The organism is Gordonia malaquae (genome assembly GCF_037148075.1).
Classification (GTDB): domain Bacteria; phylum Actinomycetota; class Actinomycetes; order Mycobacteriales; family Mycobacteriaceae; genus Gordonia; species Gordonia malaquae.
In genome coordinates this window covers 53,972-73,220 of sequence record NZ_JBBCUB010000004.1, presented here as the reverse complement: position 1 = coordinate 73,220, position 19,249 = coordinate 53,972, and the positions used below count along the sequence as shown (strand labels likewise).

General features: G+C 65.8%; 16 protein-coding genes. 9 read left to right on the top strand and 7 right to left on the bottom strand.

The window, feature by feature from the left end:
* Positions 1-36 precede the first annotated feature (36 nt).
* The 3 genes from WFK36_RS14800 to WFK36_RS14790 all read right to left on the bottom strand — a co-directional run bounded on the left by WFK36_RS14800 (position 37) and on the right by WFK36_RS14790 (position 3,030).
* Entirely contained in the window at positions 37-1,131 is a 1,095-nt protein-coding gene (locus WFK36_RS14800; protein ID WP_336792606.1) for a lytic transglycosylase domain-containing protein, read from the bottom strand.
* A gap of 112 nt (positions 1,132-1,243) precedes the next feature.
* Positions 1,244-1,753: a DUF1003 domain-containing protein gene (locus WFK36_RS14795; protein WP_336792605.1), complete on the bottom strand. Its 510-nt coding sequence runs from the start codon at positions 1,751-1,753 to the stop codon at positions 1,244-1,246.
* Positions 1,750-3,030, bottom strand: a complete 1,281-nt coding sequence (locus WFK36_RS14790) for a magnesium transporter MgtE N-terminal domain-containing protein (protein WP_008381267.1) — start codon at positions 3,028-3,030, stop codon at positions 1,750-1,752. Before WFK36_RS14790 ends, WFK36_RS14795 begins: the two co-directional genes overlap by 4 nt.
* A gap of 51 nt (positions 3,031-3,081) precedes the next feature.
* Between WFK36_RS14790 and WFK36_RS14785 the strand changes: the two genes are divergently transcribed.
* The 6 genes from WFK36_RS14785 (at position 3,082) to WFK36_RS14760 (ending at position 9,309) form a co-directional block, all read left to right on the top strand.
* Positions 3,082-3,564 carry a YflT domain-containing protein gene (locus WFK36_RS14785; protein WP_008381268.1) on the top strand — a complete coding sequence of 161 codons (483 nt, stop codon included), beginning with the start codon at positions 3,082-3,084 and terminating at the stop codon, positions 3,562-3,564.
* Between the two features lie 224 nt (positions 3,565-3,788).
* On the top strand, positions 3,789-5,213 hold the full coding sequence (locus WFK36_RS14780; protein ID WP_336792602.1) for an extracellular solute-binding protein: 1,425 nt from the start codon (positions 3,789-3,791) through the stop codon (positions 5,211-5,213).
* Entirely contained in the window at positions 5,210-6,640 is a 1,431-nt protein-coding gene (locus WFK36_RS14775) for a carbohydrate ABC transporter permease (protein WP_336792601.1), read from the top strand. Before WFK36_RS14780 ends, WFK36_RS14775 begins: the two co-directional genes overlap by 4 nt.
* A 7-nt stretch (positions 6,641-6,647) precedes the next feature.
* Complete coding sequence (locus WFK36_RS14770) at positions 6,648-7,478, top strand: carbohydrate ABC transporter permease (protein WP_008381271.1); 831 nt, start codon at positions 6,648-6,650, stop codon at positions 7,476-7,478.
* 3 nt (positions 7,479-7,481) lie between these two features.
* On the top strand, positions 7,482-8,651 hold the full coding sequence (locus WFK36_RS14765; RefSeq protein WP_336792599.1) for an ABC transporter ATP-binding protein: 1,170 nt from the start codon (positions 7,482-7,484) through the stop codon (positions 8,649-8,651).
* Between the two features lie 67 nt (positions 8,652-8,718).
* Positions 8,719-9,309, top strand: a complete 591-nt coding sequence (locus tag WFK36_RS14760; RefSeq protein WP_336792597.1) for a suppressor of fused domain protein — start codon at positions 8,719-8,721, stop codon at positions 9,307-9,309.
* 119 nt (positions 9,310-9,428) lie between these two features.
* Here the strand turns inward: WFK36_RS14760 and WFK36_RS14755 are convergent, their stop codons facing one another.
* Positions 9,429-10,544, bottom strand: coding sequence for a magnesium and cobalt transport protein CorA (locus WFK36_RS14755; RefSeq protein ID WP_169332800.1), 1,116 nt, complete (start codon positions 10,542-10,544; stop codon positions 9,429-9,431).
* Between the two features lie 16 nt (positions 10,545-10,560).
* Here WFK36_RS14755 and WFK36_RS14750 point away from each other — a divergent pair, with 16 nt between their 5' ends.
* Both WFK36_RS14750 and WFK36_RS14745 read left to right on the top strand, forming a co-directional pair.
* Positions 10,561-11,217: a MarC family protein gene (locus tag WFK36_RS14750; RefSeq protein WP_419717505.1), complete on the top strand. Its 657-nt coding sequence runs from the start codon at positions 10,561-10,563 to the stop codon at positions 11,215-11,217.
* A gap of 22 nt (positions 11,218-11,239) precedes the next feature.
* A complete protein-coding gene (locus tag WFK36_RS14745; protein ID WP_336792593.1) occupies positions 11,240-12,103 on the top strand; it encodes a glycine betaine ABC transporter substrate-binding protein in 864 nt (287 codons plus the stop codon).
* Positions 12,104-12,106: 3 nt separating this feature from the next.
* On the opposite strand, the gene WFK36_RS14740 is transcribed toward WFK36_RS14745, so the two are convergent.
* The gene (locus tag WFK36_RS14740; RefSeq protein ID WP_336792592.1) at positions 12,107-12,940 is read right to left on the bottom strand and encodes an SDR family NAD(P)-dependent oxidoreductase; all 834 of its coding nucleotides are present in this window, start codon (positions 12,938-12,940) and stop codon (positions 12,107-12,109) included.
* 35 nt (positions 12,941-12,975) lie between these two features.
* The gene (locus WFK36_RS14735; protein ID WP_336792590.1) at positions 12,976-14,493 is read right to left on the bottom strand and encodes a flavin-containing monooxygenase; all 1,518 of its coding nucleotides are present in this window, start codon (positions 14,491-14,493) and stop codon (positions 12,976-12,978) included.
* 79 nt (positions 14,494-14,572) lie between these two features.
* Here WFK36_RS14735 and WFK36_RS14730 point away from each other — a divergent pair, with 79 nt between their 5' ends.
* The gene (locus WFK36_RS14730) at positions 14,573-15,175 is read left to right on the top strand and encodes a TetR/AcrR family transcriptional regulator (RefSeq protein ID WP_052005472.1); all 603 of its coding nucleotides are present in this window, start codon (positions 14,573-14,575) and stop codon (positions 15,173-15,175) included.
* 246 nt (positions 15,176-15,421) lie between these two features.
* Here the strand turns inward: WFK36_RS14730 and WFK36_RS14725 are convergent, their stop codons facing one another.
* A complete protein-coding gene (locus WFK36_RS14725; RefSeq protein ID WP_336792588.1) occupies positions 15,422-19,147 on the bottom strand; it encodes a multifunctional oxoglutarate decarboxylase/oxoglutarate dehydrogenase thiamine pyrophosphate-binding subunit/dihydrolipoyllysine-residue succinyltransferase subunit in 3,726 nt (1,241 codons plus the stop codon).
* Positions 19,148-19,249 lie beyond the last annotated feature (102 nt).

Genomic DNA, 19,249 nt, shown 5'->3' with positions numbered 1-19,249 from the left:
GTGCACTTGAGGTCAAGAAACAGCAGGGCGACGGAGTCAGTTGGCTTTCGCAGACGGCTTGGGGGCAGGTTTCTTCGGCGACGGCTTGGGCGCCGGTGCGGGCATCGGCGGAAGGCAGATGACGCCGAGGCACTGCTGAGTCTGCTTGGGCTTCGTCGTGGAAGGGGGAGTGGACGGCTTCTTCGACGACGGGCCGGTCGACGGCTTGTCGTCCTTCGCCTTGTCCTTGTCCTTGTCGTCCTTCTTCGGCTTCGGCGGTGTCGTCATGTCCGGAATCGGCGTGGTCGGCATGACGCCGACCGCATACGCCGCAGCCCACCCGAGCACGTTGTTCGCGTAGGCTGCGGAATGGTTGTACCGCATCACGTTCGAGACCTTCGTCGCGTCGGCCATGAAGTCGGTGACGCCCGAGCACAGGTAGCGGCCCGCGGACAGGGTCGCGTCGAAGATGTTGTCGGGATCGGCTTTCCCGTCGCCGTTGGCGTCGGTGCCCCACGACTTCCAGGTGCTCGGAATGAACTGCATCGGGCCCATGGCACGGTCGTGTCCGCGGTCGCCGTCGAGGGCTCCGCCGTCCGAGTCGGTGATCACGGCGTTGCCTGCCAGCGATCCGTCGAGGACAGGGCCGCGGACTGCAGTGAGCGAGTCGCCGTACGCGTTGACATTGCCGTTGCCCGCGTGGCCGGACTCGATGCGCCCGATTCCAGCGAGCAGGAACCACGGCAGCTTGCACGCCGGAGTCTCGGCGGCGACACGTGTGGCGGCCAGCTTGTACGCCTTCAGCACGATTCCAGGAATGCCCAGCGGGCCTGCAGGCAGGTTCGCTGCGATCCGGAACTGGGCTGCGGCGTCGGCTGCCTGATCGGCGGGATCGGCGGGCGGTGCGAAGCCGATGAGGCGAGTCTCGGCACCGGGAACGGCCCGGGCGACGTCGTCGGCAGCGAGAGTCTGCGAATCCGAGGTGAGCATCGAAGGACCGAAGTTCACCGGTGCGGCCGCTGACACGCCCGACGGCGAACCCGCGCTTACCCCACCCAGCAGCACTGCGCCGACGGCGACTGCGCCGACTCCGACCGCCAGACCGCGACGCGGCACATGCACGCCGTCAGGTCCGCTCCGCAGCAAACTCATCCCCAGGTCCCCACCATCGTGTGTCGTTACCGTGGAAACGGGTGATCATGTGACACGATCGACCCCCACGACTGTGAGTCAGCATACAGGTGCGGTCCTGGTGGCCGCTGACCTAATCGCGCGAACGGTCAGCATCCTCCGCGTTCTGCATCTTCACGATGATGCGGTCGGCGATCTCGTCGACGAGGTCGTCGAGTTCCCGGCGCAGGTAGTCGCGGGTGACGGTGTCGCCGACAGCCAGTCGGACTGCGGCAAGTTCACGTGCGAGGAACTCGGTGTCGTCCTTGGTCTGCGCGGCCCTTCTGCGGTCCTCGTCGAGCGAGATGCGGTCTCGATTCTCCTGCCGGTTCTGAGCGAGAAGGATCAGCGGCGCCGCGTAAGCGGCCTGCGTCGAGAACGCCAGGTTCAGCAGAATGAACGGGTACGGATCCCATTCGAACGCGAAGACTCCGATGTTCAAGAAGATCCAGACGATCACGATCACGGTCTGAATCAGCAGGTAGCGGCCGGTGCCGAGGAATCTCGCGACACGTTCGGCGTACACGCCGACGACATCGGAATCCAGATTGAAGCGGAAACGGCTGTGAGTCTCGGCCGGTGTGTCGATCTGACGAGGGCTCACTGGGCCTGCCCTTCTGGATCGTTGTCACGCCAGTCTGCGGGAAGCAGTGCGTCGAGGAGGTCGTCGACGGCGACCGCGCCCAAGAGATGCGAGGCGTCGTCGACCACCGGCGCCGACACCAGATTGTATGTGGCGAAGAAGCGGGTCATCGTCTCCAGGGAGTCGCCGGGGTGCAGGCGGGGCATCTCCGTGTCGAGGATGCCGCCGATCAAGTTCGCGGGTGGTTCGCGCAACAGGCGTTGCGTGTGCACACAACCGAGGAACTTGCCGGTCGGAGTGTTCGTCGGTGGTCGGACGACGAACACCATGCTCGCGGCCGCCGAATTGATGTCGGGGTCGCGGACGCGGGCCAAGGCCTCCGACACCGTCGCGTTCGCCGTCAGGATCAGCGGTTCGGGGGTCATCACGCCACCGGCGGTGTCGGGGGAGTGCTGAAGCAGTCGGCGCACCGACTCGGACTCCTCGGGGTCCATCTGGGACAGCAGTGCCTCGGCCTCGGACACGGGCAGGTCGGCGACGAGGTCGGCCACGTCGTCGGGGTCCATCGCCTCGAGGACGTCGCCGGCGCGTTCGGGTTTGAGGCTGGCGAGGACTTCACTTTGATCATCGGTCGACATCTCCTGCAGGACGTCTGCGAGGCGTTCGTTGTCCAGGGCGGCCGCGATCTCGTTGCGTCGCTTGTCCGGGAGCTCGCGCAACGCGTTCGCGACGTCGGCAGCGCGCATCTTCTCGAACTGGATGAGGGCGCGTTCCACGCCCTGACCGGGCCTGGCCAGTTCGAGCCGGGTCATGCCGACGATGTGCCGCCAGTCGATGACGGCTGTCTCGCCGCGTCGCCTGAACCCCTTGCGCATGGAACGGACCGCCACGCGAGAGACCATCCAGTCGCGGTTGCGGTTCCGTTCGATCCCGATGTCGGTGACGGTCAGATCCACGTCGTGAAGGTCGGGATGGTCGGGGTCGTCGGTCCGGACGCGGCTGTCGAGGACCTGCCCGACGGCCAGGGCCTCGTTCGGCCGCATGCTGAGTTTGCGCAGGTTGACGTGACCTGTCGTCAGGGTCACGGCGTCCGGTTCGATGCTTGTCACCCGCAACATCGGAACGAAGATTCGGCGGCGAGTGGTCAGTTCGACGGCCAGCCCGAGCGCACGAGGCTGTTGACCGGGCAGATGCATGGATATGACGACGTCGCGCACGCGGCCGATCGATTCACCATCCGGGCCGAGGACTGCGAGGCCGACTAGTCTGGCAACGAAGACCTTCTGGGGGTGCGTCATGCACACAAGCCTAGAAGGAACTGCGCACCAGCACAGTCGAGGAGGACTCACATGACCGGCCCGATGCGTCAGACGCCCGGATTGCCGACCCCGCCGAAGGGGTGGCCCGTAGGTTCGTACGACACCTACGAACAGGCTCAGCGCGCCGTCGACTATCTCTCCGACAACGAGTTCCAGGTGGAGAACCTGACGATCGTCGGTGTGGATCTTATGCAGGTCGAGCGGGTTCTGGGCCGTCTGAACTGGGGAAAGGTCGTCACCGGCGGACTGGTGTCGGGTGCGTGGCTCGGATTGTTCTTCGGCGCGCTGGTCGGCTTCTTCTCGCAGGGCGACAACGGCTGGACGCCGATCTTGTTCGGCGTGATCGCCGGCATGGTGTTCGGTCTGATCTCCGCGTCGATTCCGTACGCGGCGAGTCGTGGGCAGCGGGACTTCACTTCGACAATGCAGCTCGTGGCGGGCCGCTATGACGTCCTCTGCGACCCGAAGAAGGCAGAGCAGGCGCGCGACATGCTGGCAAGGCTCGCGATCTAGGACACCGCCGCGGTCGTGACCTGGCCGCTCACGACACGTCGACCGATGTGCGATGTGTCACTACCCCGTGCGATACCCTAAGGCGCACATCGGCTTTCAAAGCTGATTCTCAGGTGCGCGCACCTCGTGGTGTCACGAGGAGGTAGGAGGGTTTGCGGGACATGCGACCAGAGGAATCCTCCGGGGTCCGATTCGGTGGTCCACCACCGCGTCGTCGACGTCGGATGCGAACCAAGATGGGGGTCGCGTGTGTCGCGGCCGCCGCAGCGGTGACGCCGTTGCTCGCCGCGTGCGGCTCCGACTACGAGGCCGGCGTCATCAACATCTACGCTCCGGCAGACGGCTTCGACTTCATCAGTGAAGTGGCCGCCACGTGCAGCGCCGACTCGGGCGGCGAGTACCGCATCGAGCCGCACATGCTTCCCAAGGAAGCGGACATGCAGCGCCTCCAGTTGGCGCGACGCCTCGCGGGCAACGACTCGGGAATCGACCTGATGGCGATGGACGTCGTGTGGACCGCGGAGTTCGCCGACGCGGGATGGGCGGTTCCCGTGCCCGAAGAGATGACGGCCGACATCCGCGACAGCAACCTCGCCGGACCGCTCGCCACCGCGGAGTGGCAGGGTGTGTCGGACTCCGACAAGCGGTTGTACGCGCTTCCGATCTGGGCCAACACCCAGCTCCTGTGGTTCCGGCCAGACGTCATGAAGGACACCTTCGGCGCCAAGCGGAAGGCCCCGACCACGTGGCAGGGCATGCTCGACGACGCGGCCGAGATCGGCGCCAACGGCGGACCCACCCAGATCCTTCTGCAGGCCAAGCAGTACGAGGGCCTGATGGTGTGGTTCAACTCGCTCGTCCAGTCGGCAGGCGGCCAGATCCTCGACCCGGACGATCCGACGAAGGTCACGCTCACCGACACCCCCGAGCATCGAGCCGCGACGATCAAGGCGCTCACCACGATGCGCGACGTCGCCACCGCCAAGGGCGCCGACCCGTCGATCTCGAACTCGGACGAGGGCACAGCGCGTACCGGCATGGAAGCGGGCGACGGCGCCTTCGAGATCAACTGGCCGTTCGTCTTCGCAGGCATCCGTGAGAACGGAAGCAAGGGCGAGGCGAAGATCATGGGCGACACGATCACTCAGTTCGCCGACATCATCGCCGCTACCTCGGACGACCCGACCAACCCGGACATCGAGAAGGTCAACAACGTGGTCCGGAAGCGCTTCGATTTCGCCGCATTCCCCGGTATCGAGAAGGGACTCCAGGCGAAGGCGACACCCGGCGGCCTGAACATCGCGGTCGCATCGACCTCCAAGCAGCACGATCTCGCCTTCAAGGCCGCAAGTTGCCTGACGTCGGAGGACGCGCAGAAGATCTACGCGATCCGGGGAGGTACCCCGCCGACTCTGTCGTCGCTGTACGACGATCCGGATTTCAAGATCGCGTACCCGATGGGCGACCTGATCCGGGAGCAGCTCGACGAGGGCGCCGCACCGCGTCCGGCGACGCCGCGCTACCAGGACATGTCGACGGCCATCACCGCGACGCTGAGCCCGGTGGGTCAGTGGGATCCCGAGAGCAAGGCCGATGAGTTGGCGAAGGTCGCTCAAGCCGCCATCGACGGAGAGGGGATCGTCCCGTGACCGACGACGACAACACTCACGGCCAGAACGCGGGCGGTTTGACGCCGCACGGAGACGGCCCGGACATGACGCCGGGGCGTCATGCCAGGCCCGAGGACCGCGTTCCAGAGCGACCCGTCGAACAGACCGGTCCCATTCCGACCGTGCACTCGGACGAGTGGGTGGCGCCCGGTGAACCGCCGGTCGAAACGGCTCAGACGCACACCGTGACTCCGACCCCGCGAGAGCCCGCGAGCGACGTGCTGCCCCCGATGGAAGTCCGCCAGTCGCCTGACTCGTTCGGCTACGCGCCTCCCACGCCCGAACCGGAACCGGCGCCCGACACGGTGGCTCCCGAGCCGGGTCGAGCGGTGCCGGAGCCGGTGCTGGAGAAGGAGCCGCCCGCACCCGTTCTCGAGAAGCCCGCGGCGTTCGCGCCGGCGCCGGAGCGACACCGGGCGCCGGTTCCGGCAGGTGGATCGATGTCGATGTCGGACATCCTCGATGAGCATCCCGCTCCGCCGGCTCCGGCCGCCGCGGCGACGGCGACCAAGGTCAAGACCAAAGCGACCGGTCGTCGTTCGTCAGAGCGTCGCCTCGCGCTGATCCTCGCCGGACCGGCCGCGCTGGTGATGCTGATCGTGACCGGATACCCGATCGTCTACTCGTTCTGGCTGTCGTTGACGTCGGCGAACCTGCGTGAGCCCGGCAACGAGAAGTTCGTCGGTCTCGACAACTACACGACCGTCCTGAGCAGTAACTACTGGTGGACCGCACTCTGGGTGACGCTCTACATCACGGTCATCTCGGTGATCATCGAGTTCGTGCTCGGCATGGCGATCGCCCTGGTGATGCACCGTGCGATGTTCGGCAGGGGACTGGTCCGCACCGTCGTCCTGGTGCCGTACGGCATCGTCACCGTCGCTGCCGCGATCTCGTGGAAGTACGCGTGGACGCCCGGCACGGGTTATCTCGTGAACCTGCTGCCGGACGGGTCGACGCCGCTCACCGAGCAGTGGTCGGCACTGTCGGTGATCATCCTCGCCGAGGTGTGGAAGACCACGCCGTTCATGGCGCTGCTGCTCCTCGCGGGCCTCGCCCTGGTGCCGGACGACCTGCTCAAGGCCGCCCAGATGGACGGCGCCGGTCCGTGGACCAGGCTGATCAAGGTGATCCTGCCTCTGATGAAGCCCGCGATCCTCGTCGCGCTGCTGTTCCGCACCCTCGACGCGTTCCGCGTGTTCGACAACATATACGTGTTGACCTCGGGCAATCACGAGACCGGTTCGGTGTCGATGCTCGGGTACAACAACTTGTTCAAAGCGTTCAACCTCGGCATCGGGTCGGCGATCAGCGTGCTGATCTTCCTGTGTGTCGCACTGATCGCGGTTGTGTTCATCAAGGGGTTCGGCGCTTCGGCCCCGGGTTCCGACGACGAGGGGAGGTAGCGCGAGAATGAATGCTCTCAATCGTCGCCGCGCCGGATGGGTGATCGCGAACACGCTGGTCGTGTTGTACGCGGTGATTCCGCTGTGGTGGATCGTCAGTCTGTCGTTCAAGAGCACGGGAACCGTCACCGACGGCAACTTCATTCCGACCTCGTGGACGCTCGACAACTACCGCAACATCTTCGACACGAGTTTCTTCACGTCGAGTCTCATCAACTCGATCGGCATCGGCCTCATCGCCACGCTGATCGCTGTCGTCCTCGGCACGATGGCCGCGTACGCCATCGCGCGCCTGGAGTTCCCCGGCAAGAAGGTGCTCGTCGGCGCCGCACTCCTCATCGCGATGTTCCCGCAGATCTCGCTGGTGACGCCGCTGTTCAACATCGAGCGTCGCCTCGGCCTGTTCGACACCTGGCCGGGCCTGATCCTGCCGTACGTCGCGTTTGCACTGCCACTGGCCATCTACATCCTGTCGGCGTTCTTCCGCGAGATCCCTTGGGAGCTGGAGAAGGCCGCTCAAATGGACGGTGCGACCCCTGCCCAGGCATTCCGTCGGGTCATCCTGCCCCTCGCGACGCCCGGCGTCGTGACCGCAGCGATCCTCGTGTTCGTGTTCGCCTGGAACGACCTGCTCCTGGCGTTGTCGTTGACGTCGACCGAACGGGCACAGACCGCGCCCGTCGCGATCGCCAACTTCACCGGTGTCAGTCAGTTCGAGGAACCCACTGGCGCCATCGCGGCCGCGGCCGTTGTCATCACCATTCCGATCATCATCTTCGTGCTCTTCTTCCAACGCCGTATCGTGGCCGGGCTCACCTCCGGCGCCGTGAAGGGATAACCCATGGCCGACATCGTTCTGGACAACGTTTCCAAGCAGTACCCGGACGGCTCGATCGCCGTGCACGGCATCGACCTGCAGATCAACGACGGCGAGTTCATCATCCTGGTGGGACCGTCGGGTTGCGGAAAGTCGACGACGCTCAACATGATCGCCGGTCTCGAGGACATCACCGGCGGTGAGCTCCGCATCGGCGGGCAGCGGATGAACGAGACCGCCCCGAAAGACCGAGACATCGCGATGGTGTTCCAGAGCTACGCGCTGTACCCGCACCTCACCGTTCGCGGCAACATCGCGTTCCCGCTGACGCTGGCGAAGGCGCCGAAGGAGGAGATCGACGCCAAGGTGAACGAGGCGGCACGAATCCTCGACCTCACCGAGTTCCTCGACAAGAAGCCGGGCAACCTGTCCGGCGGCCAGCGGCAGCGCGTCGCGATGGGCCGTGCCATCGTGCGATCGCCGAAGGCGTTTCTCATGGACGAGCCGCTGTCGAACCTCGACGCGAAGCTGCGCGTGCAGATGCGCACCGAGATCGCGAGTCTGCAGGCCCGACTCGGCACCACCACCGTGTATGTGACACACGATCAGACCGAGGCCATGACCCTCGGTGACCGCGTCGTCGTCATGAGCAACGGCTACGTCCATCAGGTCGGTGCTCCGCAGGAGCTGTACGACCGTCCCGCGAACCTGTTCGTCGCAGGCTTCATCGGTTCGCCCGCGATGAACTTCATCCCGGGTCGGCTGTCGGGCACCGGTGCCGACACCGCCATCGGACGCATCGAACTGCCTGATCACGCTGAAGTGACTGCGCGTGCGCGACAGGCGGGCAGCAACGGTGAAGTGCTCCTCGGCATTCGTCCGGAGCATCTCGTCGACGCCAGCCTCACCCATCCCGCCGAACTGGCGAACTTCCTTCCGTTCGACATCACTGTCGACTTGGTGGAATCGATGGGCTCGGACAAGTACGTGTACTTCAGCCTGAACGCTCCGGACACGGCGAACGCCGTCCTGTCGCAGCTGGCCGAAGAACTCGGTTCGACGACGGCCGGTGGCCAGAAGGTCGCACGTCTTGCGCCGTACACGCAGGCGGTCCGCGGCGGCGCTCTGCGCCTCGCCCTGAACATCGAACGACTTCATGTGTTCGACACGGCGAGCGGCGTGACCCTCCGCTGATCCCGAAATCTTTCGGTTCCTCGAGCGCAGTCGAGAGGCCTCACCCCACCCGTGATTCACTGGTGGGGTGAGTTCTTCTTCGGGGTCGGTCGCCGATCGGGTGGTGGCGCACGTGTCCAGCAGCGTCGGTTCGGAACCGCAACGGGCGTCGGTCACCTTCCTCGGCGTCGAGCCGATCGACGTTCTCCGTTTTGTCGACGGCGAAGACCTGGTTTTCGTGACTGTCGGTTGTTCTCGCCATCCGATGCACGATCCGAACGACTTCGCGCCTGATCCAGTCCGAGGACCGAGGGCGGAGGCGATCGTCCGAATGAACGCGGTGTCGGCGCTTCCCGGCCTCCACAAGTCTCTTGCCATGCTCGCGGCGGCGCCTGCCGTCGAAGGGCTGATTCTGGCCGAGGATTCGCTCGTCGACCTGCAGGAACCGCTGTGGGCGGGAGCGATCTGCTCCGCATTCCTCCTGACCGCCGACGATGTGGTCGCCGACCTCCCGCTCGACGACCCCGCAGAACCGGTCCACTTCCTGCGCGCTGTTCCGATCACGGCGAACGAGGCGGCATGGGTCCGTCTCAAGGGCGCGGATGCTCTGCGAGACGCCTGGGCGGAAGCGGGGGTCGATATCGCCGACCCCACCCGCTCCGCCGTCACTCCGTCCTGACACCCGTCCTAGACGACCTGGCAGAAAAGTAACACCGGGGTGCGTTTCGTACACCACCCTTATGTGACTTTTGCGGCACAACGTTCATACCGCGGTGGCAAGGGCCTGGTCGGCGTGAGTCAGAGCCAGTGGCTCTTGCGGAGAAGGCGCCAGACGAAGATGCAGACGGTGACGATGAACAGCAGGACGATCGGGTAGCTGTACTCCCAATGCAGCTCCGGCATGAAGTCGAAGTTCATGCCGTAGATGCCTGCGACGGCGGTGGGGACCGCGGCGATCGCCGCCCACGACGAGATCTTGCGCATGTCGCTGTTCTGCTGGATGCCGACCTTCGTGGCGGCGGCGTTGAGCAGCGTGGTGAGGCGCTCGTCGTACTCGGCGATCAGGTCGGTCGCGGTGGTGAGGTGATCGGCCACGTCGCGGAAATGACGTCGGATCTCCTTCTCGTCCGACGACAGGTTGTTCTGCTCGAACCGGATCGGGGATACGTCGAGCGTGTCCTTGTGCCCGGACAGTCTCGCCATCGGAATCCCCAACGGAAACACCGCCCGACGGAGCTCGAGCACCTCGCGCTTGAACAGGTAGACGACGTTGATGTCCAGATTGTTGGCCGATGACGAGAACACCCGCTCCTCGATCTCGTCGACGTCCGACTCCATCTCCGAGGCGACTGCGAGGTAACTGTCGACCACCCGGTCGGCCACAGCGTGGACGACGGCGGCCGGGCCGAGCTTCAGATGGTCCGGCTGATGCTCGAGGCGTTGTCGGACGCCGGTGAGATGCGTGTGATCGCCGTGGCGGACGGTGATGACGAAGTCGCGGCTCGCGAGCACCATGATCTCGCCGGACTCGACGATGTCGTTCGCCACCTCGATGGATTCGTGCTCCACGTAGCTGATCGAGCGCAACACCAGGAAGACGGTGTCGTCGTACAACTCGAGCTTGGGGCGCTGATGTGCGTGGACGGCGTCCTCGACCATGAGCGGGTGCAGTCCGAACGCTTCGGCGACATCGTTCATCTGGCGCTCGTCCGGCTCGTGCAGACCGAGCCACACGAAGCCCTTGCCTGCTTCGCGCACCACGGACAGGGCGTGACGGAAGTCCTGCGAACAGTCCTGCCGGACACCGTCGACGTAGACGCCGCAGTCGACGACCGCGCGCGCAGCAGGGACTGGCGGCGTCACCGGCCCGGGCCGTCCCGGACCCCGACTGCCGGGCTGCAACATACGAGGCATCGAAGGCACTCGGGTGATGATACCGACGCGAGGTGCTCTTCGCCTTTACACTCAGTCAGTGTTCGATGTCTCTGTTTACACCGCTACGGCGATCACTCTGATCGTCATCATGGACCCGCCGGGTCAGGTCCCCGTGTTCCTGTCGCTGGTCGGCAGGCGGGACGAGGCGTACCGGCGGCGGGCGGCCTGGCAGGCGCCGCTGGTGTCGCTGTTCGTGGTGTCGGTGTTCGCCGTCGGCGGCAAGGCCATCCTGGGCTACCTCCACATCGGGATCCCCGCGCTGCAGGGAGCGGGCGGACTGCTTCTGCTGCTCGTCGCGCTTCAGCTTCTGACCGGCACCGGCGAACCGCCGACCGGAAAAGCGACCGAGGACGTCAACGTCGCGATCGTTCCGCTGGGAACTCCGTTGCTCGCGGGTCCGGGCACCATCGCGGCGGTGATCGTCGCGGTGAGTGAAGGGCACGGCGACGCCGGGGCATACCTCGCGATCGCCGCAGCCATCGTCACCGCGCACGCGGTGGTGTGCCTGGCGTTGCTCTACTCGACGACGGTGGTCCGAGTCCTCAAGATCAGCGGCATCACGCTCCTCGCGAAGATCGCAGGTCTCCTGCTTGCGGCCATCGCCGTCCAACTGATCGCGACGTCGGTGATCGGCTTCGCCGCCACCGCGTGAACGTCGACTAACGTTGGCTGCGATGCGCACTCAACGACGAATCCTGACGGCTCTCCTGTCGAGCGTTCTCGCAGCCGTCCTGCTCACCGCGTGCTCCGATGAGGAGACAGCGTTTGTCGTCGGGCACGACGGAACTCCGGAGATGCAGGTCGCGGCGGCGGTGTACGCCGGTGCACTCGCTCGGACCGGCGTCGCGGTGGACTCCCGCGACCGAGGAGAGTCGCAGCCGCGGCTCCTCGACGCCGTCGCATCGGGCGACCTCGGCCTTTTCCCCGCATTCACCGGCAGCCTCCTGGAAGAACTGACTCCGAAGCCGACCGCGGTGACGTCGGAGGACGTGCTCGCCGATGTGAACCGATCACTTCCACAGCAGGTGTCCATCGGCGACCCGGCACTGGTGAGCAACCGATGGCAGGTGCTCGCGCGGACTGACGACATCGAACGCCGGGGAGTGAAGGACCTTGCCGATTGTGGTCGTTTCGGCCGTGAAGACGAGGCACTGGTGGTGACGGCCAACCCGCCGGTCTCGGTGCGGGAGGCCGTCGCGCCTTGTCACACGTTGGCGGTGGCTTCCGTCGGCTCCGCGGACGAATTGGTGGCCAAGGTGCGGGCGGGCGGTGCGTTCGGTCTGACGACGGCCATCGACCTCGCCACCGTGGAGGACCTCACCGACGTGCAGGCGATTCCCTCGAAGGGCGCCCCGATCGCACAGGATCTTGTACCGGTGTTCGCGAGTGGTCTTCTGGGGAAGCCACAGCTCAAAGCGCTGAGCAGAGTGGCCGGTGAACTGACGACCGCGGACCTCGCGCAGATGGTGCGCGAGGTCCGCGGTGGATCGTCTCCGCGTGCGGTCGCCGGCCAATGGCTGGCGACGCACAGCGTGTGATTTCTACTTCGTGAGCTTGGCCAGGCCCCAGCCGGTGAGCCGGGCGCTGATGCCCTGGTACTTCGAGGCGACCAGTCGAACGCTCAAGTCGAGGATCTTGGCGTCGGCGCCGACGAGCACACGGGCCTGATTGCGCTCGACACCCTTGATGATGACCGCCGCGGCCTTCTCCGACGTCATGCGCGCGAGATACTTGTCGAACAGTTCCGCGGTGGCCTTCTGATCGTGGTCGCCCGACGTGGTCGCGTTGCGGGCGATCGCCGTCTTGATGCCGCCCGGGTGCACACAGGTCACCTTGACCGGGTGCTTCGCGATGATCATCTCCTGGTTGAGCGCCTCGGTGAAGCCGCGAACCGCGAACTTCGCCGAGTTGTAGGCAGCCTGACCGGGTTCGGACAGCAGACCGAAGAGCGACGACGTGTTGACGATGTGGCCGTCGCCGGACGCGATGATGTAGGGCAGGAACGCCTTGGTGCCGTTGACGACGCCCCAGTAGTCGATGTCCATGACACGCTCGATGTCCTTGAACTCCGTGTGCTCCACCTCGCCGTGATGGGCGATGCCTGCGTTGTTGAAGATGACGTTCACGGTGCCGAAGTGTGCGGCGACCGTGTCGGCGTAGGTGAGGACCGCTTCGCGCTCGGCGACGTTCAGGATTTGCGAGTGCACCTCGGCGCCCGCGTCCTTGACGAGACGCTCGGTCTCGGCGAGTCCGGCGGGGTCGACGTCGGAGATGGCGATCTTGGCGCCGCGCTTGGCGAGCTGCACGGCCAGGTCGCGGCCCATGCCCGATCCTGCGCCGGTGATGACGATGACCTTGTTGCGGAAGTCTTTCACTGATGTCTCGATTCGAGTCGTAGGAAGTAGGTCGGTCAGGCGCCGGTCGCGGCGGCCTCGGCGGTCTCGACGCGCGGAGCCGACGTCACGTCGTACGCCGCGATGTCGAACTCGCGGGTCTTGTTGCGGAAGGTGAACGTGAAGCCCGGCCACAGCGAGGTGACGTTGCCGTTGACGTCCTTGTACCAGGATGCGCAGCCGCCGTTGACCCACACGCTGGTGCGCATGGTCTTCTGCAGATCGGCGTTGTACCGGTCCTGTGCCTCCTTCTTGACGTCAGTGCGGATGACGCCCGCGGCCGTCGTCTTGCGGACGTAGTCGACGAGGTAATTGAGCTGCGACTCGATCATGTAGACCATCGAGGTGTGGCCGAGGCCGGTCGACGGTCCGACCAACAGCATCAGGTTGGGGAAGCCGTGGACGAACGACCCCTTGTAGCCCTGCATGCCGTCCTTCTCCCAGACCTGCGCGAGGCTCTTGCCGCCGACACCGCGGATGGTGGCGAAAGCGGGGGAGTCGGTGACGTGGAATCCGGTGGCGACCACGATCACGTCGACGTCGCGGACGGTGCCGTCTTTCGTGACGATGCCGGTCTTGGTGACCTTGTCGATCCCGTCGGTGACGAGGCTGACGTTCGGCCGGTCGAGCGTCGGGTACCAGTCGTTCGACTTCAGGATCCGCTTGCAGCCGACGGCGAACTTCGGCGTGACCGCTTCACGGAGCTTCGGGTCGCGGATGCCGCGGAAGATGTTGCCCTTGCAGATCAACTCGACGGGCTTGAGGGCCTTCGGCGCCCACGTCATGCCTGCGGCGACGGTCTCGCTCGCGGTGTAGATGGTGCCGCGGATGGCCGACTGCAGGCCGGGGACGTTCTTGAACGCCCAGTTCTCGACGGGCAGGTACGGGCGCTCATTGCGGGGGATGATCCACGGCGCCGTGCGCTGGTACACGTCGAGCTGCCCAGCGATCTTGCCGAGCTGGGGGACCACCTGGATGGCCGACGCGCCGGTGCCGATGACGGCGATGCGCTTGCCCGCGAAGTCGTAGTCCTCGTCCCACTGCGCGGTGTGGACGATCTTGCCGCCGAAGCTCTTGAGGCCGTCGATGTCGGGGAGGTTGGGCTCGCACAGCGGGCCGATGCCGCCGACCATGGTGCGTGCGCGGACGGTGATCTTCTTGCCGTTGCGCTTGCCCTGGATGATCCAGCGCGCTTCGTCCTCGTTCCAGTCGGCGCCCGTGACGTCGGTTCCGAACCAGGTCTTGTCGGCGATCTTGTGCTCGTCGGCGACCGCGTTGATGTAGCGGTGGATCTCCGGCTGGTGCGAGTACGACCGCGTCCAGCCGGGGTTCTGGGCGAACGAGTACGAGTACAGGTGCGACGGGACGTCGCAGGCGGCGCCGGGGTACACGTTGTCGCGCCACGTTCCGCCGAAGTCGCTGCCGCGGTCGAGGACCACGTAGTCGTCGGAGCCGGCCTGCGCGAGCTTGATCGCTGCACCGAGGCCGGAGAAGCCTGCGCCGACGATCGCGATCTCTACATCATGCGTTGTCATGGTCACCACCATAGGGCGGTGTTGAATCGGAGTCAATAGCCAATTGAATCTTGGTCAACAGTCGCCTAGGGTCGAGGACATGACCGCATCGAGGACACGTATGAGCCCGGACGCCCGGCGTCGTCAGTTCATCGATCTCGGCGTTCAGATGGCACGCGAGCAACCGTTGGACACGGTCACGATCGAGGCAGTCGCCGATGCGGCAGGCGTGTCGAAAGGCCTGCTCTTCCACTATTTCGAGTCGAAGGCAGACTTTCATCTCGCGGTGGTTCGCGAACAGGCGCAGGAGATGATCGACCGCACCGCGCCACGCGAAGACCTGACCGATCCGATCGAGATGCTGCAAGCGTCGGTCACCGCGTACGTCGACTACGTCACCGACATCGGCCAGGGTTTTATCGGTGTCATCCGCGGGTCGGGCAACTCGATCGCAGGCATCCGGGACGTCGCCGAGAGCACACGCCAGGTGATGTCCGAGCGGATTCTGACCCACGCTCCGGCCCTGGGCATCGAGCGGACTCCGGCGATCGAACTCGCCGTCGCAGGCTGGATCGCCTACGTCGAGGAGATGCTCGTCCGCTGGCTTGCCGACCCCGTCGTCGACCGCGAGACGCTGATCGCGATGTTCGTCGGAGCGCTGCCTGCCCTCGCCGGCATGACCGCGATGGTGGCGTCGGCCTAGGCCTGCTTCATCTCGCCCCCACCTGCCTCAACTGGACTCACCTGCCTGAGCGCAGGCAGGTAGGACGCAATGAAGCAGGTAGGAGCGAGCTGAGGCAGGTAGGTGCCGCATGAGACTGCGGTGCGTCGGTGCGCCCCTCGACTGCGCTCGGGGATCAGAGGGGAGCGCTCGGGGATCCGAGGGGAGCGTCGGAAACGACAACGCCCGACCCGTCGAGAGACGGGTCGGGCGTTGGGTCGATCAGGCTTACTCGAAGGCCTTGTCGATGATCTCTGCCTGCTCGACGGCGTGCACCTTGCTCGAGCCCGACGAGGGGGCCGACATCGGACGCCGCGAGATGCGGCGCAGACCCGACAGCAACTCGGGCAGGAGCTCGGGCAGCCAGAGACCGAGGAACGGCCACGGGCCCTGGTTGGCGGGCTCTTCCTGGACCCACACGAAGTCGTTCGCGTTCGGGTACTGCTCCAGGGTGCGGGCCAGTCGGCGGTGAGGCACCGGGTACAGCTGCTCGACGCGGACGATCGCGACGTCGTCGCGGCCGTCCTTCTCGGCGCGGGCGGCGAGTTCGTAGTAGAGCTTGCCGCTCACGAGCTGCACGCGCCGCACCTTCGAGCGGTCGCCGCCGTTCTTGGCGAAGCGCGGGTCATCGATCACCGACTGGAACTTGCCGTCGGTGAAGTCCTCGATCGGGGAGACCGCGGCCTTGTTGCGCAGCATCGACTTCGGCGTGAACACGACCAGCGGACGGCTGATGCCGTCGTGGACGTGGCGACGCAGGAGGTGGAAGTAGCTGGCGGGCGTCGACGGCAGCGCGACGGTCATCGAACCCTCGGCACAGAGCTGCAGGAAGCGCTCGATACGACCGGACGTGTGGTCCGGGCCCTGTCCCTCGTGGCCGTGCGGCAGGAGCAGCACGACGTCGGACCGCTGGCCCCACTTGGCCTCGCCGGAGCTGATGAACTCGTCGATGATCGACTGCGCGCCGTTGACGAAGTCGCCGAACTGCGCCTCCCACAGGACGAGGGCGTCCGGGTTCGCGACGGCGTAGCCGTACTCGAAGCCGAGGACTGCGTATTCCGACAGCGGGGAGTCGTACACGAGGAAACGGCCGGGGCCGTCCACGCCGAGGTGGTTCAGCGGCGTGTACTCCGAGCCGTTGTCCCGGTCGATGAGGACCGAGTGACGCTGCGTGAAGGTGCCGCGCCGCGAGTCCTGGCCGGACAGGCGGACGGTGGTGCCCTCCTGCACGAGCGAACCGAACGCCATCAACTCGGCGAACGACCAGTCGACGTCACCCTTGGTCGGCATCTCGTGGCGACGCTTGATGACGGGCTTGACGCGCGGGTGCGGAGTGAAGTCCTCGGGCAGATTGACGAACGCGTCGCCGATCTGCTGGAGACGCTCCTGCGGCACCGACGTCACGAGCTTGGTGCGGAGCTTCTGGTCGCCCTCGACGGACGGCGACGCCTCCGGAGTGAAGCGCTCGAGCTCCTTGACCTCGACGAACACTCGCTCCAGCTGGCCCTGGTAGTCGCGCAGCGCGTCCTCGGCCTCCTTCGTCGAGATGTCGCCACGGCCGATGAGAGCTTCGGTGTAGCTCTTGCGCACACCGCGGATGTTGTCGATCACGTCGTACATCGCGGGCTGCGTCATCGACGGGTCGTCGCCCTCGTTGTGGCCGCGGCGGCGGTAGCAGACGAGGTCGATGACGACGTCGCGGTTGAACGCCTCGCGGTAGTCGACAGCCAGCTTGGCGGCCCAGACGCAGGCCTCCGGGTCGTCGCCGTTCACGTGGAAGACCGGCGCACCGATCATCTTCGCGACATCGGTGCAGTACTGCGTGGAGCGCGAATACTCCGGTGCGGTGGTGAAGCCGACCTGGTTGTTGACCACGATGTGGACGGTGCCGCCGGTGCGGTAGCCGTTCAGCATCGACATGTTCAAGGTCTCGGGCACCACGCCCTGGCCGGCGAAAGCGGCGTCGCCGTGCAGCATCAGAGGCAGGATGGCGAAGTTGTGGTCTTCGCCGAGCAGGTCCTGCTTCGCGCGGACGATGCCTTCGAGCACCGGGTCGACGGCTTCGAGGTGACTGGGGTTGGCGGTCAGCGAGACGTTGATCTCGTTGTCGCCGAACATCTGGTAGTACTTGCCCTCGGCGCCGAGGTGGTACTTCACGTCGCCCGAGCCGTGCGACTGCGCCTCGCCGAGGTTGCCCTCGAACTCGGTGAAGATCTTCGAGTACGGCTTGCCGACGATGTTCGCCAGGACGTTCAGGCGACCGCGGTGCGGCATGCCGATGACGACTTCCTGCACGTTGTGGTCGGCGGAGCGGTCGATGACGGCGTCCATCATCGGGATGACGGTCTCGGCGCCTTCGAGAGAGAAGCGCTTCTGGCCGACGTACTTGGTCGCGAGGAACGTCTCGAACGCCTCTGCGGCGTTGAGCTTGCTCAGGATGTACTTCTGCTCGGCCACCGGCGGCTTGACGTGCTTGATCTCAACACGTTCCTGCAGCCAGCGCTGCTGCTCGGGATCGAGGATGTGCGTGTACTCGACGCCGACGTGGCGGCAGTACGCGTCGCGCAGGATCGACAGGACGTCGCGCAGCTTCATCGTGTCCTGGCCGTGGAAACCGCCGACGGTGAACGACCGGTCGAGATCCCACAGGGTCAGGTTGTACGTGAGGACGTCGAGGTCCGGGTGCGCGGCGCGCGCGTCGCTGTCCATGGCCAGCGGGTCGGTGTCGGCCATGAGGTGACCGCGGCTGCGGTAGGCGGCGATGAGCTCGAGGACGCGGGTGTTCTTGTCGACGAGGCCTGCGGGGAGGTCACGACGCCAGCGGATCGGCTCGTACGGAATGTGCAGCGACGTGAAGATCTCGTCGTAGAACGCGTCGTCGATCAGCAGGTTGTGGATCGTGCGCAGGAAGTCGCCCGACTCGGCGCCCTGGATGATCCGGTGATCGTAGGTCGAGGTGAGCGTCATCAGCTTGCCGACGCCCATGGTGGCGAGCTGCTCCTCGCTCGAGCCCTGGAACTCGGCGGGGTACTCCATCGCGCCTGCGCCGATGATCGCGCCCTGTCCCGGCATGAGACGGGGGACCGAGTGCACGGTGCCGATGGTGCCGGGGTTGGTCAGCGAGACGGTGACGCCTGCGAAGTCGGCTGCGCCGAGCTTGCCGTCACGCGCGCGTCGGACGATGTCCTCGTATGCGGCGACGAACTGGGCGAAGTCCATCGTGTCGCATTCCTTGATGGCGGCGACGACGAGAGTGCGCTGACCGTTCTTGCCCGGCAGGTCGATGGCCAGGCCCAGGTTGGTGTGCGCGGGAGTGACGACGTTCGGCTTGCCGTCGATCTCCTCGAAATGGTTGTTCATGTTCGGGAACGCCTTGATCGCCTGGACGATCGCGTAACCGAGGATGTGGGTGAAGCTGATCTTGCCGCCGCGCGTGCGAGCGAGGTGGTTGTTGACGACGATGCGGTTGTCGATCATCGCCTTGGCCGGGACGGCGCGGACGCTCGTCGCGGTCGGGATCGTCAGCGACGACGTCATGTTGCGGACGATCGCAGCGGCTGGTCCGCGGAGGATCTTCGCCTCGTCGGTCGCATCATTGCTGGCGGGCTTGGCAGTCGACGCAGCGCGGCTCGTGCCGGACGCGGCCTTGGTGGCTGCGGCCTCACGGGCGGGTGCCGGGCGGGCAGGCGCAGCGGTGCGCTCCGGCTCTGCGTCCAAGGTGACCGGCTGCTTCGGCGGGACCGGGGCGGCCGGGGCTGCGGGCGCGGCAGCGGGGGCTGCGGGCGCCTTCGGCGCTGCGGCGGCAGGAGCTGCGCCGTTCGAGGGGCTGTAGTTCTTCAGCAGGTCATGCCAGCTGGGATCCACAGAGTCGGGATTGGTCAGGAATCGCTGGTACATTTCTTCGACCAGCCATTCGTTCTGTCCGAAGTCGGACTCAGAAATCGAACTGCTCACAGCGTTGTCTCGCCTCAATTCACCCAGTGCTTTGTAGTCTCGCCGACGGGTTCGTGCAGTCTTGTGGACCGCTACGCGCCAGCCAATCCTCAACCCTACGCG

Excerpts from the sequence above, each read along its gene's own strand:
- WFK36_RS14745 (WP_336792593.1), top strand. The coding sequence starts at position 11,240 with ATGCGCACTCAACGACGAATCCTGACGGCTCTCCTGTCGAGCGTTCTC.
- WFK36_RS14735 (WP_336792590.1), bottom strand. The coding sequence starts at position 14,493 with ATGACAACGCATGATGTAGAGATCGCGATCGTCGGCGCAGGCTTCTCC.
- WFK36_RS14770 (WP_008381271.1), top strand. The coding sequence starts at position 6,648 with ATGAATGCTCTCAATCGTCGCCGCGCCGGATGGGTGATCGCGAACACG.
- WFK36_RS14780 (WP_336792602.1), top strand. The coding sequence starts at position 3,789 with ATGCGAACCAAGATGGGGGTCGCGTGTGTCGCGGCCGCCGCAGCGGTG.
- WFK36_RS14765 (WP_336792599.1), top strand. The coding sequence starts at position 7,482 with ATGGCCGACATCGTTCTGGACAACGTTTCCAAGCAGTACCCGGACGGC.
- WFK36_RS14800 (WP_336792606.1), bottom strand. The coding sequence starts at position 1,131 with ATGAGTTTGCTGCGGAGCGGACCTGACGGCGTGCATGTGCCGCGTCGC.
- WFK36_RS14790 (WP_008381267.1), bottom strand. The coding sequence starts at position 3,030 with ATGACGCACCCCCAGAAGGTCTTCGTTGCCAGACTAGTCGGCCTCGCA.
- WFK36_RS14750 (WP_419717505.1), top strand. The coding sequence starts at position 10,561 with ATGATACCGACGCGAGGTGCTCTTCGCCTTTACACTCAGTCAGTGTTC.
- WFK36_RS14755 (WP_169332800.1), bottom strand. The coding sequence starts at position 10,544 with ATGCCTCGTATGTTGCAGCCCGGCAGTCGGGGTCCGGGACGGCCCGGG.
- WFK36_RS14730 (WP_052005472.1), top strand. The coding sequence starts at position 14,573 with ATGACCGCATCGAGGACACGTATGAGCCCGGACGCCCGGCGTCGTCAG.
- WFK36_RS14785 (WP_008381268.1), top strand. The coding sequence starts at position 3,082 with ATGACCGGCCCGATGCGTCAGACGCCCGGATTGCCGACCCCGCCGAAG.